At 73.7% G+C, this 12,410-nt stretch carries 13 protein-coding genes and 2 pseudogenes; 2 read left to right on the top strand and 13 right to left on the bottom strand.

Annotation, left to right across the window (positions count from 1 at the left end; all coding sequences use genetic code 11):
* Positions 1-17: 17 nt before the first annotated feature.
* Positions 18-380: a hypothetical protein gene (locus ABD234_RS11110; protein ID WP_038372700.1), complete on the bottom strand. Its 363-nt coding sequence runs from the start codon at positions 378-380 to the stop codon at positions 18-20.
* Positions 381-679: 299 nt separating this feature from the next.
* Here ABD234_RS11110 and ABD234_RS19190 point away from each other — a divergent pair.
* A pseudogene (locus tag ABD234_RS19190) lies at positions 680-1,090 on the top strand (CPBP family intramembrane glutamic endopeptidase); the annotation flags it as partial.
* Between the two features lie 241 nt (positions 1,091-1,331).
* On the opposite strand, the gene ABD234_RS11105 reads toward ABD234_RS19190, so the two are convergent.
* From ABD234_RS11105 to ABD234_RS11065, 9 genes and pseudogenes are all read right to left on the bottom strand, one after another.
* Positions 1,332-2,102, bottom strand: a complete 771-nt coding sequence (locus ABD234_RS11105; RefSeq protein ID WP_344356122.1) for an ABC transporter permease — start codon at positions 2,100-2,102, stop codon at positions 1,332-1,334.
* Positions 2,099-2,920, bottom strand: a complete 822-nt coding sequence (locus ABD234_RS11100) for an ABC transporter ATP-binding protein (protein ID WP_344356119.1) — start codon at positions 2,918-2,920, stop codon at positions 2,099-2,101. Before ABD234_RS11100 ends, ABD234_RS11105 begins: the two co-directional genes overlap by 4 nt.
* On the bottom strand, positions 2,917-3,288 hold the full coding sequence (locus ABD234_RS11095) for a DUF1048 domain-containing protein (RefSeq protein ID WP_344356117.1): 372 nt from the start codon (positions 3,286-3,288) through the stop codon (positions 2,917-2,919). Before ABD234_RS11095 ends, ABD234_RS11100 begins: the two co-directional genes overlap by 4 nt.
* A gap of 128 nt (positions 3,289-3,416) precedes the next feature.
* Positions 3,417-3,734, bottom strand: a pseudogene (locus ABD234_RS11090) (PadR family transcriptional regulator); the annotation flags it as partial.
* Positions 3,735-4,109: 375 nt separating this feature from the next.
* The gene (gene betC / locus ABD234_RS11085) at positions 4,110-5,687 is read right to left on the bottom strand and encodes a choline-sulfatase (protein ID WP_344356115.1); all 1,578 of its coding nucleotides are present in this window, start codon (positions 5,685-5,687) and stop codon (positions 4,110-4,112) included.
* An 86-nt stretch (positions 5,688-5,773) separates the two neighbouring features.
* Complete coding sequence (locus tag ABD234_RS11080; RefSeq protein WP_344356112.1) at positions 5,774-5,971, bottom strand: helix-turn-helix transcriptional regulator; 198 nt, start codon at positions 5,969-5,971, stop codon at positions 5,774-5,776.
* A gap of 10 nt (positions 5,972-5,981) precedes the next feature.
* The gene (locus ABD234_RS11075; protein WP_344356110.1) at positions 5,982-6,422 is read right to left on the bottom strand and encodes a hypothetical protein; all 441 of its coding nucleotides are present in this window, start codon (positions 6,420-6,422) and stop codon (positions 5,982-5,984) included.
* Positions 6,423-6,526: 104 nt separating this feature from the next.
* A complete protein-coding gene (locus ABD234_RS11070) occupies positions 6,527-7,261 on the bottom strand; it encodes a CPBP family glutamic-type intramembrane protease (RefSeq protein ID WP_344356108.1) in 735 nt (244 codons plus the stop codon).
* 78 nt (positions 7,262-7,339) lie between these two features.
* Positions 7,340-8,023, bottom strand: coding sequence for a helix-turn-helix domain-containing protein (locus ABD234_RS11065; RefSeq protein ID WP_344356105.1), 684 nt, complete (start codon positions 8,021-8,023; stop codon positions 7,340-7,342).
* A gap of 93 nt (positions 8,024-8,116) precedes the next feature.
* On the opposite strand from ABD234_RS11065, the gene ABD234_RS11060 reads away from it, so the two are divergent.
* Positions 8,117-9,133 (top strand): NAD(P)/FAD-dependent oxidoreductase, encoded by a 1,017-nt coding sequence (locus ABD234_RS11060; protein ID WP_344356103.1) that lies wholly within the window; start codon positions 8,117-8,119, stop codon positions 9,131-9,133.
* Between the two features lie 160 nt (positions 9,134-9,293).
* On the opposite strand, the gene ABD234_RS11055 is transcribed toward ABD234_RS11060, so the two are convergent.
* The 3 genes from ABD234_RS11055 to ABD234_RS11045 all read right to left on the bottom strand — a co-directional run bounded on the left by ABD234_RS11055 (position 9,294) and on the right by ABD234_RS11045 (position 12,327).
* The gene (locus ABD234_RS11055; RefSeq protein ID WP_051486862.1) at positions 9,294-10,034 is read right to left on the bottom strand and encodes a glycerophosphodiester phosphodiesterase; all 741 of its coding nucleotides are present in this window, start codon (positions 10,032-10,034) and stop codon (positions 9,294-9,296) included.
* Positions 10,035-10,132: 98 nt separating this feature from the next.
* The gene (locus ABD234_RS11050) at positions 10,133-10,882 is read right to left on the bottom strand and encodes a glycerophosphodiester phosphodiesterase (protein WP_038372778.1); all 750 of its coding nucleotides are present in this window, start codon (positions 10,880-10,882) and stop codon (positions 10,133-10,135) included.
* A 32-nt stretch (positions 10,883-10,914) separates the two neighbouring features.
* Positions 10,915-12,327, bottom strand: a complete 1,413-nt coding sequence (locus tag ABD234_RS11045; RefSeq protein WP_344356099.1) for an ABC transporter substrate-binding protein — start codon at positions 12,325-12,327, stop codon at positions 10,915-10,917.
* Between the last annotated feature and the right edge of the window lie 83 nt (positions 12,328-12,410).

The following is a 12,410-nucleotide window of genomic DNA, read 5'->3' as shown; positions in this document are numbered from 1 at the left end:
GCCTGCAGCGGCCCCCGTCAGAGACGCGGCTGCAGGCGGTCCGTCGGCAGGTCCAGGCGGGTGGTCGTGGTGAGGTCGACGGTCTTCGCGACGTGGATCGAGCCGCCGTCGAGGGTGCGGGCCACCGTCACCGCGTCCCGGGTGACCTCCTGGATGCGCACGGGCACCTCGCCCTCGCCGGGCACCAGCAGCAGCCAGTCCTCGGCGAGCAGCCGCAGGCCGATGGCGTCCAGCACCGCCTCCGCCTCGTCGAGGTCCATCGGCTCGCCGCGGCGGCGTCGCAGCAGGTCGTAGGGGATGAACGCGTCGTCCTCGGTGATCTCGATGTAGCCGACGTGCTCGCCGTCGTCGCTGCGCAGATGCTCGAAGATCGTGGCCATGGCTGCGACGGTAGCAGGGGGTCGCCTCTCGGGTTTTCCCGATTCCGGCGCCGCCGGCCGGGATCTACGGTCGAGGCGTGAGCCGATCCCCGCACCCTGCCGCGCCCCGAGACCCCGCCGCGCCGCTCTCGCCCGCGGCTGCGCTGGCCATCGCCGCAGCGATCCATGCGGCCCGGTTCGGCGTGATCCTCGGTGCCCTGGCGCTGGGGCCGCTGCTGGGGATCAGCGGCTGGTACCTGGGGCTGTTCGCGAACCTCGCCTGCGTCGTCTTCGCGATCGTCCTGGTCACGGCGCTGCGCATGTGGTCGTCCTCGGGCATCGGCCGGCTGTGGCGCTCGCCCTGGGCGGCGCTGTGGCTGATCCCCTTCGTGGCCGAGGCGGGGATCTGGGCGCTGATCCCGGGCGGGCTCGCGGTGCCGCCGCCGGGCCTGGGCCTGTGGAGCCTGACCCTGCTGCTGGTGGGGATCAACGAGGAGCTCACCAGCCGGGTCGCGGTGCTGGGGACGCTGCGCCGGGGCTTCGGCCGCACCGGCGCGGTGCTGGGCACGGCGGCCCTGTTCGGGCTGCAGCATCTCTCCGCCCTGGCGACGACCTCGCGCACCGTGGACGACGTGCTGGTCAACGTCCTGCTGTCGGGGATCGCCGGCTTCGCGATGGCCGCCTACCAGGCACGCTTCTCCTGGATCTGGCCCCTCATGCTCACCCATGCCGCCTCGGACTTCACGATCATCATGAGTGACTACGCGGGGCCCCTCTGGCTCGAGGTGATCGTGCACGTCGGGTTCATCGGCCTCGGCATCGCGCTGCTGCGCGGCGGCCGGGGAGGCGGCGACCCCGCTCCCCCCCCTCGCCCGGGCCATCGCCCGGCATTGCGGAGCGGGCCTGACGATCGCCGGCCGACGCGCCGGATCCGGGTCTCGGACGGCGCGCGGGCCGGCGATCGCGGACGCGTCAGCGGGCCGCGCGGCGCTGGACGGCGGCGGCGCCGATCCAGGCGAGGACCAGCACGCCCACCATCCAGGCCAGGGCCACCCAGATGTCCCCGCCCACGCTCTGCCGGGCCAGCAACGCGCGGATCGTGTCGACGATCGCGGTCACCGGCTGGTGCTCCGCGAACCAGGCGACCGGGCCGGGCATCGACTGCGTGGGCACGAAGGCGGAGCTGATGAACGGCAGGAAGATGAGCGGGTAGCTGAAGGCGCTGGCCCCCTCGACGCTGCCGGCGGTGAGCCCGGCGATCACGGCGACCCAGGTCAGGGCCAGGGTGAACAGGGCGAGGATGCCGGCGACCGCGAGCCATGCCCCGATCCCCGCGCCGCTGCGGAAGCCCAGCAGCAGCGCCACGGCGAGGACCACCGCGACGGAGGCGAGGTTCGCGACGACGGAGGTGAGCACGTGCGCCCACAGCACCGAGGAGCGGGCGATGGGCATCGAGCGCAGCCGCTCGAAGACGCCGCCCTGCTTGTCCATGAACAGCCGGTAGGCCGTGTAGGCGATCCCGGAGGCGATGGTGATCAGCAGGATCCCGGGGAGCATGTACGCGATGTATGAGCCGCCGGATCCGGTGTCGATCGCGCCGCCGAGCACGAAGACGAACAGCAGCAGCAGGGCGATCGGGGTGATCGCGGTGGTGATGATGGTGTCGGGGCTGCGCAGGATGTGCTTCAGCGAGCGGCCGGCGAGGATGCGGGTGTCGGCGAGGGCATGGGCGGCGGCGGTCATGACGCGGTCTCCTGCGCGGCGGGGCCGGACGGGGCCGTGGCGGGCGGGCCGTCATGGCCGATGAGGGCGAGGAACACGTCCTCGAGGGAGGGCTGCTTCTGCACCATCTCTACGGGGGCGGCGGGGAGCAGGGCGCGCAGCTCGGCGAGGGTGCCGGTGTGCACGATGCGGCCCTCGTGGAGGATCGCGATGCGGTCGGCGAGCTGCTCGGCCTCGTCGAGGTACTGGGTGGTCAGCAGCACGGTCGTCCCGCCGGTGGCGAGCTCGCGGATGGTCCGCCACACCTCCAGGCGGGACTGCGGGTCCAGTCCCGTGGTCGGCTCGTCCAGGACGATCACCGGCGGGTCGCCGACCAGGCTCATGGCGATGTCCAGCCGGCGCCGCATGCCGCCGGAGTAGGTGCCGGCGCGGCGCCGGCCCGCCGCGGCCAGCGCGAAGCGCTCGAGCATCGCATCGGCCACGGCCGCGGGACGGGGCAGGTGCCGCAGCCGGGCGACGAGGATCAGGTTCTCCCGCCCGGTGAGCACCTCGTCGACCGCGGCGAACTGGCCGGTCAGGCTGAGGGACTCCCGCACCTGCGGGGCCTCGGCCGCGACGTCGTGGCCGTCGACCTCGGCGGTGCCGGCATCGGCCGCGAGCAGGGTGGCGAGGATCCGCACCAGCGTCGTCTTGCCGGCGCCGTTGGAGCCGAGCAGGGCGAGGATGCTGCCGCGGGCGACCTCGAGGTCGACTCCGCGCAGCACCGCGAGGTCCCCGAAGGACTTGGTCACCCCGCGCACGCGGAGAGCCGGTGGGGCGAGGGCGGGCGCCGCGGTCATGACGTGCCGCCCCTGCGGGAGGCGTCGTCGATGGCGGCGCGCAGGCGGGCGCGCTCCTTGTCGATCCACTCCTTGCCGGCGTAGGCGCGGGCGAAGTCCTCGGCGAAGGCCACGGGGTCCTCCCCCACGACGTCCCGCACGGGGGTGCCGTCCAGCGCGGCGCGCTCCCACAGGTCGGCGTGGTCGGTGACCATGCGGGCCAGCGTCTCCCCGTCGGTGAAGCCGCTGGAGTAGGTGAGGTAGCGGTTCACGGCCGTGGCGGCCTCCCGATAGGCGGGCGGGAGGGCCGCGATGCGGGCCATGTCCTGGCGGTACTGCTTCTTCTGCTCGAGAGAGCCGGTGATCGCTTCGATCCACTTGGCGGTCATGATCGTGTCCTGTCGTCGCGGGGGTGAGGGGCCTGCGGGTTCTCGGAGGCCCCGCCGAGGGCGGCCTTGGGGCCGATGGCGGTCTCGGAGCCGAGGGCGGTCTCGGGGCCGATGGGGGCCGGGGCGGGCTCTCGCAGGCGCTCGATGCTGCCGGCGAGGAAGTCCCAGGTGGTCCAGAACTCCGCGAGGGAGGCGGAGCCCTGGGGGTTGAGGGTGAAGACCTTGCGGGGCGGGCCCTTCTGGGAGGGGACCTTCTCGACGTCCACCAGGCCCTTCTGCTCGATGCGCACCAGCAGGGCGTAGATGGTGCCCTCGGCGAGGTCCTCGAAGCCCTGCTCCCGCAGGCGAGCGGTGATCTCGTACCCGTAGGCGGGGCCTGCGGCGAGGATCGCCAGCACGATCCCTTCGAGCGTGCCCTTGAGCATCTCGGTCATGGGGCTGGGCATGGGCGGCCCTCCTCTGCGTGCGCTGCGGCCGGCCCGAGCAGGGGTCGCTACTCGGTGACGTTGACTACCGCTAGACCGTAACACTGAGTACCGGTACTCGGCAATAGTGAGTACCGGGCGGAATGGGACGTCTGGTGCTGCAGATGCTCGCGGGACCACGCAGGTGCTCGCGGGTCCACGCAGATGTTCGCGGGACCAATACGGGGACACAGGCCCCTATAGAGCCCATGTCCCCGTATTAGTCCCGTGCGTCTCGGCCGGGCCGCCTCACGCCGCGCCCAGCGGAAGCGCGCCCAGCGGAAGCGCGCCGAGCGGAAGCGCACCCAGCGGAGGCGCGCCCAGCGGAGGCGCGCCGAGCGGAGGCGCCCGGCGGTGTCAGCGCTGGGGGTCGGGGATCTTCCCGTGCTCGAGGGCGCCCCAGAAGTCTCCGCGCACGTAGCGCTGCTCCTCCTCGGGCACGAGGTCCCAGGGGCGGCGCCGGCCGCGACCGAGGGCCCCGGCAACCAGGCGCCGGCGTGCCTGGCTGTCGGTGACGCTGCGCTCGAGGGCCTCGAGGTCGTACCGGGCATCGACCGCCTCGCGCAGCGCGGCGAGCTGCTCGGCGCAGGCCGGGTCCTGGGCGAGGTTCACCAGCTCGTCCGGATCGGCCTCGAGGTCGAAGAGCTGGTCCGGGTCGCCCGGGCACACCACCAGCTTCCATCGGCCGCGCACCAGCGTGACCTGCGGGTGGTACGTCCCCTCGGCCAGGTACTCGAGATACAGGTCGCGGTCCTCCGGGGCGGCGTCGTCGCGGCGTTCGCGCGCCGCGCTGTCGCGCAGGGACAGGCCCTCGACCTCGGCCGTCGGCCCGGCGGCCGAGGCGTCCGCGGCGGGGCCCGGAGCGCCGGCGAGGTCGCACAGCGTCGGGGCGATGTCCAGCAGGGACACCGGGTTCGCGAAGCGTCCGCGCGGCACCAGGTGCTCGGGGCCGGACATGATCAGGGGCACCCGCGCGGACTGCTCGTAGGGCGACATCTTGTACCAGAGGCCCTTCTCGCCGAGCATGTCGCCGTGGTCGCTGGTCACGATCACCACGGTGCTCTCGGCCAGGCCCAGCAGCTCGAGGCGGTCGAGGATCCGCCCGACGTGGTCGTCGATGTAGCTCACGGCCGCGTAGTAGGCGCGGCGGGCGCGGGCGGTCTGCTCGGCCGTCGGCTCGCGGCGGTCGAAGCCGCTCATGGCGCGCAGCCGATGGGAGTGCGGGTCCTGCGCCGGATCGGGCACCTCGGGGTGCGCGGGCGGCGGGATGTCCACCCCGTCGAACCGGTCCCAGTGCTCGCGCGGGGGCTCGTAGGGGTCGTGGGGGTGGATGAAGGAGGCGACCATGAGGAAGGGGATCTCCTCCCCCGCCGCCCGGTTGGCGCGGACCCGGTCGTTGAGGTGGCGCAGGGCGCGGAACCCGACCTCGTCGTCGAAGTCCTGCTGCACGGTCGCCGTGGAGACCCCGGCCGTGAGGACGGCATCGGCGTCGTGGTACCACTGCAGGCGGTCGTGCAGGTCGCGGCCCCAGTCGGGGACCATGTCGAGATCGGCGGGATACACGTCCGTGGTCAGCCGCTGCTCGAAGCCGTGATGCTGGTCGGGGCCGATGAAGTGCATCCGCCCCACGAGCGCCGTGTGGTAGCCCGCCATGCGCAGGCGGTGCGCGAAGGTGGGGGTGGAGGCGGCGAAGTCGTCGCCGTTGTCGACGCAGCCCATCGCGGAGGGCATCCGGCCCGTCATCATCGAGGCCCGGGACGGAGCGCACAGCGGGGTGGTGCAGTAGGCCCGGTCGAAGACGGCGCCGCCGGCGGCGAGGGCATCCATGCGCGGGGTGAGCGCCGCCGCGTCGCCGTAGCAGCCCAGCATCTGCGGGGCCATCTGGTCGGCCTGGATGAGGACGATGTTCGGGCGGTCGGGGCGCGGGGCGGTCATCGGGCGACTCCTTGCGGGGGTCGGTGGGGGCTCTCGCATCGTTGCACGTCCGGCGCACTCCGTCGACCGCGGCCGGGGCGCCGCGGTCACTCGGGGTCGGGGTGGAACAGCTCCTCGAGGGGGACGCCGAAGGTGGCGGCGAGCTTGAAGGCCAGCGGCAGCGAGGGGTCGTACTTCCCGTTCTCGATAGCGATGACCGTCTGCCGGGAGACCCCGAGCCGGCCGGCGAGCTCGGCCTGGGACCAGCGCAGCTCGGTGCGGCGCGCCTTGATGTCGTTGCGCATGGTCGGCCCCTCAGCGGTAGCGGATCGCGGAGACGATGGAGCCGATCATCCACGCGGCCATCATGACCACGAAGGCGATCATGCCGCTCAGGTGCGGGCCGCCGAAGGCCTCCAGCAGCCCGAGGACCAGCAGGATCGGCACGCCGATGGCGAAGGCGAAGACGAAGGACTCCCCCAGCTTGCGCTGCGCGAACTCGTCGGACTCCCGGTAGTAGGCCACCAGCGCCCAGGTGATGATGCCGACCGAGGGGAGGGTCAGCAGCATCGGCAGCCATCCCTCGACGCCGTGGTTGCGCAGGATCAGCGCGAGCACAAGGGTCACGGCGTACAGGCCCATCCCCCAGCCGAAGCGCATGCCGTAGCGGGCGCCGGGCGTCATCGCCTGCCGGCGGCGGGTCGGACGGTCGGGTGCGGCGCCGGAGGCGGGGCCGGGGGCGGGGTCGGTGCTCATGAGGGGCCTTTCGGAGACGATGCCGCAGGGCGGCTCGGGACAGGACGGGACGGGACGGGACGGGTCGGGCCGGGTCGGGACGGGACGGCTCGGGACAGGACGGGTCAGGACAGGGCGATGGCGAGGGTCGGCAGGCCCAGCAGCAGGAGGTCCAGGCCCCAGTGGCCCAGGATCAGCGGGTCGATGCGCCGCATCCACAGCATGAGGGCGCCGAGGATCAGCCCGGCGAAGAGGGTCGCCAGGAGCTTCGCGGCGACATCGGTCGGGGAGGTGAGGGCGAAGCCCGCGTGCTGTAGGGCGAAGACCACCGCGACGGCGAGCACGGCCAGCAGGGTCCCGGTGCGGCGGGCGAGGCGGGGCTGGGCGTAGCCGCGGTAGACGGCCTCCTCGGCGACGGCGATGGTCAGGGGCGCCACGAGCACGGCGACCAGGCCCACCCACAGCGGGATGTCGGGCATGCTCCGCGGCATCGGCGGCGCACCGCCGTACACCAGGAGGTTGGCGACGAAGCTGGAGGCCAGGAAGCCGATCAGCAGGATGACCAGCATCAGCGCACCCCAGGCGAGATCGACCCAGCGCCACGGGCGCAGCAGGTCCAGCAGGCTGCGACCCTCGGCCCGCAGCGCCGCGGCGAGGACGGCGAGCGCGGCCAGGTCCACGAGGACCACCAGGGCGTTGGCGTACAGCAGCGAGGCGTGCGCGGCCAGGAGGCCGAGCCCGAGGGCGAGGATCAGCACGGGGCGGACGGCCAGGACGCTGACGACGCGGAGCACGGGGACGAGGGGGGCATCAGGAGGGGTGCGGGTCTCGGGAGCGGTGGGGAGCTGCGTGGTGTCCATGCCTCGAATGTAAGGCGACCTTGACATGAAGGTCAAGGGTCCTTGACCAGAAAAGTCAAGATTCCTTGACGTCGCCGATCACGCCCCGGCGCGGCGCGGGCGGGCCCGCAGATGCGCCTTCTCGCCCTGCGGGCCGAACAGGCTGAGCACCTCGACGCTCTCGCCGCCCGTGGCGCCGAACCAGTGCGGGGTGCGGCAGTCGAACTCCGCCGCCTCCCCGGCGCCGAGCACCAGGTCGTGCCCGCCGAGGATCACCCGCAGCGAGCCGCTGAGCACGTAGAACCACTCGTATCCGTCGTGGACGCGCAGGTCCTCCGGGGTGGGATCCGGGCCGGGCTCGTAGATCATCTTCACGGCCTGGATGCCGCCGGGCCGATGCGTCAGCGGGATCATCGTCATCCCCTCGTGGCGCACGGGGCGCATGTGGATGCGCGGATCACCGGTGGTGGGGGCATCCACCAGCTCGTCCAGGCTCACTCCGTAGACCTTCGCCAGCGGCATGAGCAGCTCGAGGCTGGGGCGGCGCCCGCCGGACTCGAGCCGGGACAGCGTGCTCACGGAGATCCCGGTCGCCTCGGACACCTCGCGCAGGGTCGCCTCGCGGCGGGTGCGCAGGGCGCGCAGATGCGGGCCGAGGGCGGCCAGGGGGTCCCCGTCGCCGGCCGCTGCGGCCGGCGCCGCGGTCGCGGTCGCCGGGAAGGGCGGTGCCGGGGTGCGCCGTCGCGGGGCGTGGCCGGCGTGGTCGGTGCTGCGCGGTGTCATGCCGGCAGTTTGCCATAGCTGCAAGCATGCTTGCCAGTATCGGGGATGCGGCGCACACTCGGGATGTTCCCGCCTCTCTCGGAAGGACTCCCGATGACCGACACCTCAGCCCCCACCGACACCTCAGCCGCCACCGCCGCCTCTGCCCCCGTGCTCGACGCCCTCGTGATCGGCGGCGGCGCCGCGGGCCTGGCCGGCGCGCTGATGCTCGCCCGATCCCGCCGCGACGTCCTCGTGCTCGACGCCGGCGCCCCGCGCAACGCCCCCTCCCCCGGCGTCCACGCCCTGCTCGCCCTGGACGGGATCGCCCCGGCGGAGCTGCTGGCCCGCGGCCGCGAGGACGTGCGCCGCTACGGCGGCCGCGTCCTCGAGGATCCGGCGGTCGCCGCCCGCCGCGAGGAGGACGGCACCTTCACCGTCACCGCCGCCTCCGGCGCCGAGCACCGGGCGCGCCGCCTGCTGCTGGCCTCCGGGGTGCGCGACGAGCTGCCCGCGATCGACGGGCTCGCCGAGCGCTTCGGCCGGGACGTCGTCCACTGCCCCTACTGCCACGGCTACGAGGTGCGCGACCAGGCCATCGGCGTGATCGCCTCCTCCCCCATGGCCGTCCACTCCGCCCTCATGTTCCGCCAGCTCAGCGCCGACGTCGTGCTGCTGGAGAACGGCTACGAGGGGCTGGACGCGGAGGGCCTCGCGCTGCTGACGGCCCGGGGCGTGCGGGTCGAGCCGGGCCGGGTGCGGCGCGTGCTCACGGCCGATGATGCGATCACCGGCGTCGAGCTCGAGGACGGGCGCGTGCTGCCCCGCACGGCTCTGGCCGTGCAGACGCGCCTGGCCCCGCTGCCGGCCATGGGCGAGGCGATCCTTCCGGGCCTGGGCCTGGCGCTGGAGGAGCACCCCTCCGGCATGGGCACGTACCTGGTGGCCGATCCGATGACCGGGGCGACCGCGGTCCCGGGCGTCTGGGCGGCGGGCAACCTCACCAATCCGATGGCGCAGGTCGCTCCGGCATCGGCCGCGGGCGGCATGGCCGGGGCGCAGATCAACGCGGACCTCGTGATGTCCGAGGCCCGCGCCGCCCGTCAGGCCGCCGTCCCCGCCGCCGGGTGACCTCCCGTCAGGCCGCCGTCCCCGCCGCCGGGTGACCTCCCGTCAGGCCGCCGTCACCGCGGCCGGGTGACTTCCCGCCGGGCTGCTCCCCCGACGGCCGGGTGACGTCCCCGGCCGCGACCGCCCGCGTCCGCGGCCGCGCCGGTGGACGGGGACGGCCTCAGAGGCCGCGGGCGTCGAGCTGCGCGGCGACCCAGGCCGGGTCGTCGGTGGTGATGGTGTCCGCGCCGCAGGCCAGGGCCACGGCGAGCTCATCGGCCCGGTTGATGGTCCAGGGGTTCAGCGCGAGGCCGGCCTCCCGGACCGCCCTCGCGGCCGCGAGGGACAGCCCGCCGATCCAGGGCCCGATGCCGACGGCGCCGAGCTCCGCCGCCGTGCGCAGCGCGTCCTCGTCCACGCGCGTGACGAGGTAGGAGATCGGCGTGGACGGGGACAGGCGGCGGATCGGCGCGATCGCCTCGGGGTGGAAGGTGATCACGCTGGAGGCCTTCGCCGGGGAGCCCTCCGGCAGCGCCGCGAGCTGCGCGGCCACGGCCTCCGCCGCCGCGGCGGCCTTGACCTCGATGAACACCGGCACCGTGGTGAGCTCGAGCAGCTCCTCGAGGGAGGGGATCCGCTCGCCGTCGCCGACGAGGACGTCGTCCAGCTCGGCCCGGGTGAGCTCGGCGACGGCGCCGCCGCGCCGCGGCGAGTCCGGCTGCGCGGTGCGGTCGACGGTCTCGTCGTGGAGCACCACCACATGGCCGTCGGCGCTCAGGTGCACGTCGCACTCGAGCAGCTGGGCGCCGTCGGCGATCGCCCGGCGGAAGGAGGCCAGGGTGTTCTCCGGGGCGTGGGTGGCGGCGCCGCGGTGGCCGACGATACGGGGGCGGGCGGTCGGCGGGGCGAGGACCTGGGACATCGATTCTCCTGGGATGGGTTCGTCCGGTCAGGCTAGCGGCCGGCGGTGCCGGCGCGGAGCGGTTCGGGGAGGGCGGGGGACCGGTGCGGGGAGGGCGCTCAGCGGCGGGCGTCCAGCTGGGCGAGGGCCCAGGCCGGATCGTCGACGGTGAGGGTGTCGCAGCCCAGCTCCAGGGCCCGGTCCAGCTCGACCTCGGAGCGCGCCGTCCACAGGTTCAGCTGCACGCCCAGGGCGAGGCAGCGCGCGACATCGGCCTGGCGGGCCTCGGCGATGCCGATGCCGATCTGGGCGACGCCCAGCTCCTCGGCCGCGGCGAACAGCTCCGGGGTGGTGCGGGTGCAGGTGAGCAGCAGCGGGACCTCGGGCAGGAGCTCCCGGACGGTGCGCAGCGCCTCCGCGTCGAAGGAGATGACCCAGGCCGGGGAGGTCTGCTCGTCGGCCAGGGCATCGGCCCCGAAGCGCTCGCGCAGCACCTGCGCGACGACTGCCGCGGCCGCGGCGGCCTTGACCTCGACCAGCAGCGGGATGCGGGTCCCGTCCTCGCGGACCGCGGCGTCCAGCACCCCGGAGAGGTCGGGGATGCCCTCCCCCTCGCCCACCAGCACGGTGTCCAGGGAGGCGCGGGAGAAGGTGGAGACGGCGCCGGTGCGCAGCGGGGAGTCCGCCTGCGCGGTCCGGTCCAGGGTGCCGTCGTGGATGACCACGTCGTGCCCGTCGGCGCTCAGATGGACATCGCACTCGAGCAGCTGGGCGCCGTCGGCCACGCCGCGGCGGAAGGAGGCGAGGGTGTTCTCGGGGGCCACCGCGGCGGCCCCGCGATGCCCGACCACCAGGGGCCGGTCGGGCATCGCGGAGCGCGGGGGCCTCGGCGGGGTCGAGGTCACTTCCAGCCCTCGAACTGCACCGACTCGTAGTCCTCGCGGTTGTCGTCCAGGGCCTCCTGCAGCTTCGGGGCGAGAGCGTCCAGGGCCTCCTGGGCCGGGGTGTTGTCGCCGTAGACGGTCGCCTGGGCGGCGCCGATCTGGGTGACCGAGCCCTGGTTCCAGTTGGTGTAGTCGGCCGTGCGGGCGTTGTCGAGCTGCGCGAGGGCGACGCCGTAGTTCGGGTTCGCGGCGACGAGGTCGGTGACCGTCTTCGTCTCGGCGGCCGCCTGGACGATCGGCACGTAGCCGGTGGCGGCGTGCCAGGTCGCGGACTGCTCCGGGCCGGCGAGGAAGCGGAAGAAGGCGGCGGCCGCGTCCTGGCGGTCCTTCGAGTCCGCGCGGACGATGGACAGGCCGGAGCCGCCGGTGGGGACGGCCTTCTCCTGGCCCTCCTTGGCGAGCATGAATGCGGCGCCGACCTCGAACACGCCCTCGGAGGCGGCGGTCAGGCCGGTCAGGCTGGCGGTGGAGCCGCGCATGCCGGCGGTGATGCCGGAGGTGAAGTCGGTGCCGGCGGACTGGGCCAGGTAGCCGAACTTGTCGTCGTGGATGAACTTCCGCTGGAACTCGAGCCACTCGACGCCGGGCGCCTCGTTGATGGTGACCTCGAAGTCCGCGTTCGAGTTCGCGCCGCCGAAGCCCCAGATGTCGGCCTGCGCGAACCAGGCGTCGTCGGAGCCGAAGGCCATCGCCGCCAGCGGGCGGCCGTCGACCTGGATCTTGGCGAGCTCTGGCGCGAAGGAGGCGAGGTCCTCCCAGGTGGAGGGTCCCTCCTCAGGCAGACCGGCCTCGATGTAGCGGGTCTTGTTGTAGTAGAACAGCGGGTTGGAGCGGGCGAAGGGGACGACGAAGGTCTTCCCGGCGGCCTTGCCCTCGGCGACGTAGTTCTGCAGGTAGACGTCCAGGTTCCAGGAGTCGTCGAAGTAGTCGTCCAGCGGGGCGAGCGCGTCGGAGAAGTAGAACTGGAGCCACTGCATCTCGGGGAAGCAGACGATGTCCGGGACGGCGCGGGCCTGTAGCGCGGCGGTGAACTTCTGGTTGAGGTCCGCGTAGCCGCCCACCGACTCGGCGACCACGACGATGTCCTCCTGGGACTCGTTGAACTCGGTGATCAGGCCCTGCAGCGCCGCGAAGAGCTCCGCGGTCCACGGGGCCCAGAACAGCACGGGGGTGCGGCCCTCGTAGCCGGAGGGGATCTTGAGGTCGGCCTGGGAGAAGCCGTCGCGCACGGGGCTGCCGGCGTCGCCGGCGCCTCCGGCGGGGGCGCCGCAGGCGGCCAGGCCCGCGGCGGTGGCGCCGAGGCCGAGGCCGGCCAGGACGCGGCGTCGGGAGAGATCCAGGGCGCTGAGATCCAGGGGGCTGCGGGTCATGGTGATGCTCCTTGTGGTGGGAGGGTCGGCAGGTCTCGGGCAGGGGTGCCCGGCGGTCTCCCCGATCGGGGCGGGACCGCTGC

Origin of the sequence: Brachybacterium phenoliresistens (genome assembly GCF_039530785.1) — a bacterium.
In the GTDB taxonomy this organism is placed as follows: domain Bacteria; phylum Actinomycetota; class Actinomycetes; order Actinomycetales; family Dermabacteraceae; genus Brachybacterium; species Brachybacterium phenoliresistens.
Note: the sequence above shows the minus strand (reverse complement) of the source record. Positions and strands in the feature narration are given on the sequence as shown.

What these genes read in the sequence shown, in the direction of transcription:
- ABD234_RS11110 (WP_038372700.1), bottom strand. Translation starts at nt 380, where the DNA reads ATGGCCACGATCTTCGAGCATCTGCGCAGCGACGACGGCGAGCACGTC.
- ABD234_RS11105 (WP_344356122.1), bottom strand. Translation starts at nt 2,102, where the DNA reads ATGACCGCCGCCGCCCATGCCCTCGCCGACACCCGCATCCTCGCCGGC.
- ABD234_RS11100 (WP_344356119.1), bottom strand. Translation starts at nt 2,920, where the DNA reads ATGACCGCGGCGCCCGCCCTCGCCCCACCGGCTCTCCGCGTGCGCGGG.
- ABD234_RS11095 (WP_344356117.1), bottom strand. Translation starts at nt 3,288, where the DNA reads ATGACCGCCAAGTGGATCGAAGCGATCACCGGCTCTCTCGAGCAGAAG.
- betC (WP_344356115.1), bottom strand. Translation starts at nt 5,687, where the DNA reads ATGACCGCCCCGCGCCCCGACCGCCCGAACATCGTCCTCATCCAGGCC.
- ABD234_RS11080 (WP_344356112.1), bottom strand. Translation starts at nt 5,971, where the DNA reads ATGCGCAACGACATCAAGGCGCGCCGCACCGAGCTGCGCTGGTCCCAG.
- ABD234_RS11075 (WP_344356110.1), bottom strand. Translation starts at nt 6,422, where the DNA reads ATGAGCACCGACCCCGCCCCCGGCCCCGCCTCCGGCGCCGCACCCGAC.
- ABD234_RS11070 (WP_344356108.1), bottom strand. Translation starts at nt 7,261, where the DNA reads ATGGACACCACGCAGCTCCCCACCGCTCCCGAGACCCGCACCCCTCCT.
- ABD234_RS11065 (WP_344356105.1), bottom strand. Translation starts at nt 8,023, where the DNA reads ATGACACCGCGCAGCACCGACCACGCCGGCCACGCCCCGCGACGGCGC.
- ABD234_RS11060 (WP_344356103.1), top strand. Translation starts at nt 8,117, where the DNA reads ATGACCGACACCTCAGCCCCCACCGACACCTCAGCCGCCACCGCCGCC.
- ABD234_RS11055 (WP_051486862.1), bottom strand. Translation starts at nt 10,034, where the DNA reads ATGTCCCAGGTCCTCGCCCCGCCGACCGCCCGCCCCCGTATCGTCGGC.
- ABD234_RS11050 (WP_038372778.1), bottom strand. Translation starts at nt 10,882, where the DNA reads ATGCCCGACCGGCCCCTGGTGGTCGGGCATCGCGGGGCCGCCGCGGTG.
- ABD234_RS11045 (WP_344356099.1), bottom strand. Translation starts at nt 12,327, where the DNA reads ATGACCCGCAGCCCCCTGGATCTCAGCGCCCTGGATCTCTCCCGACGC.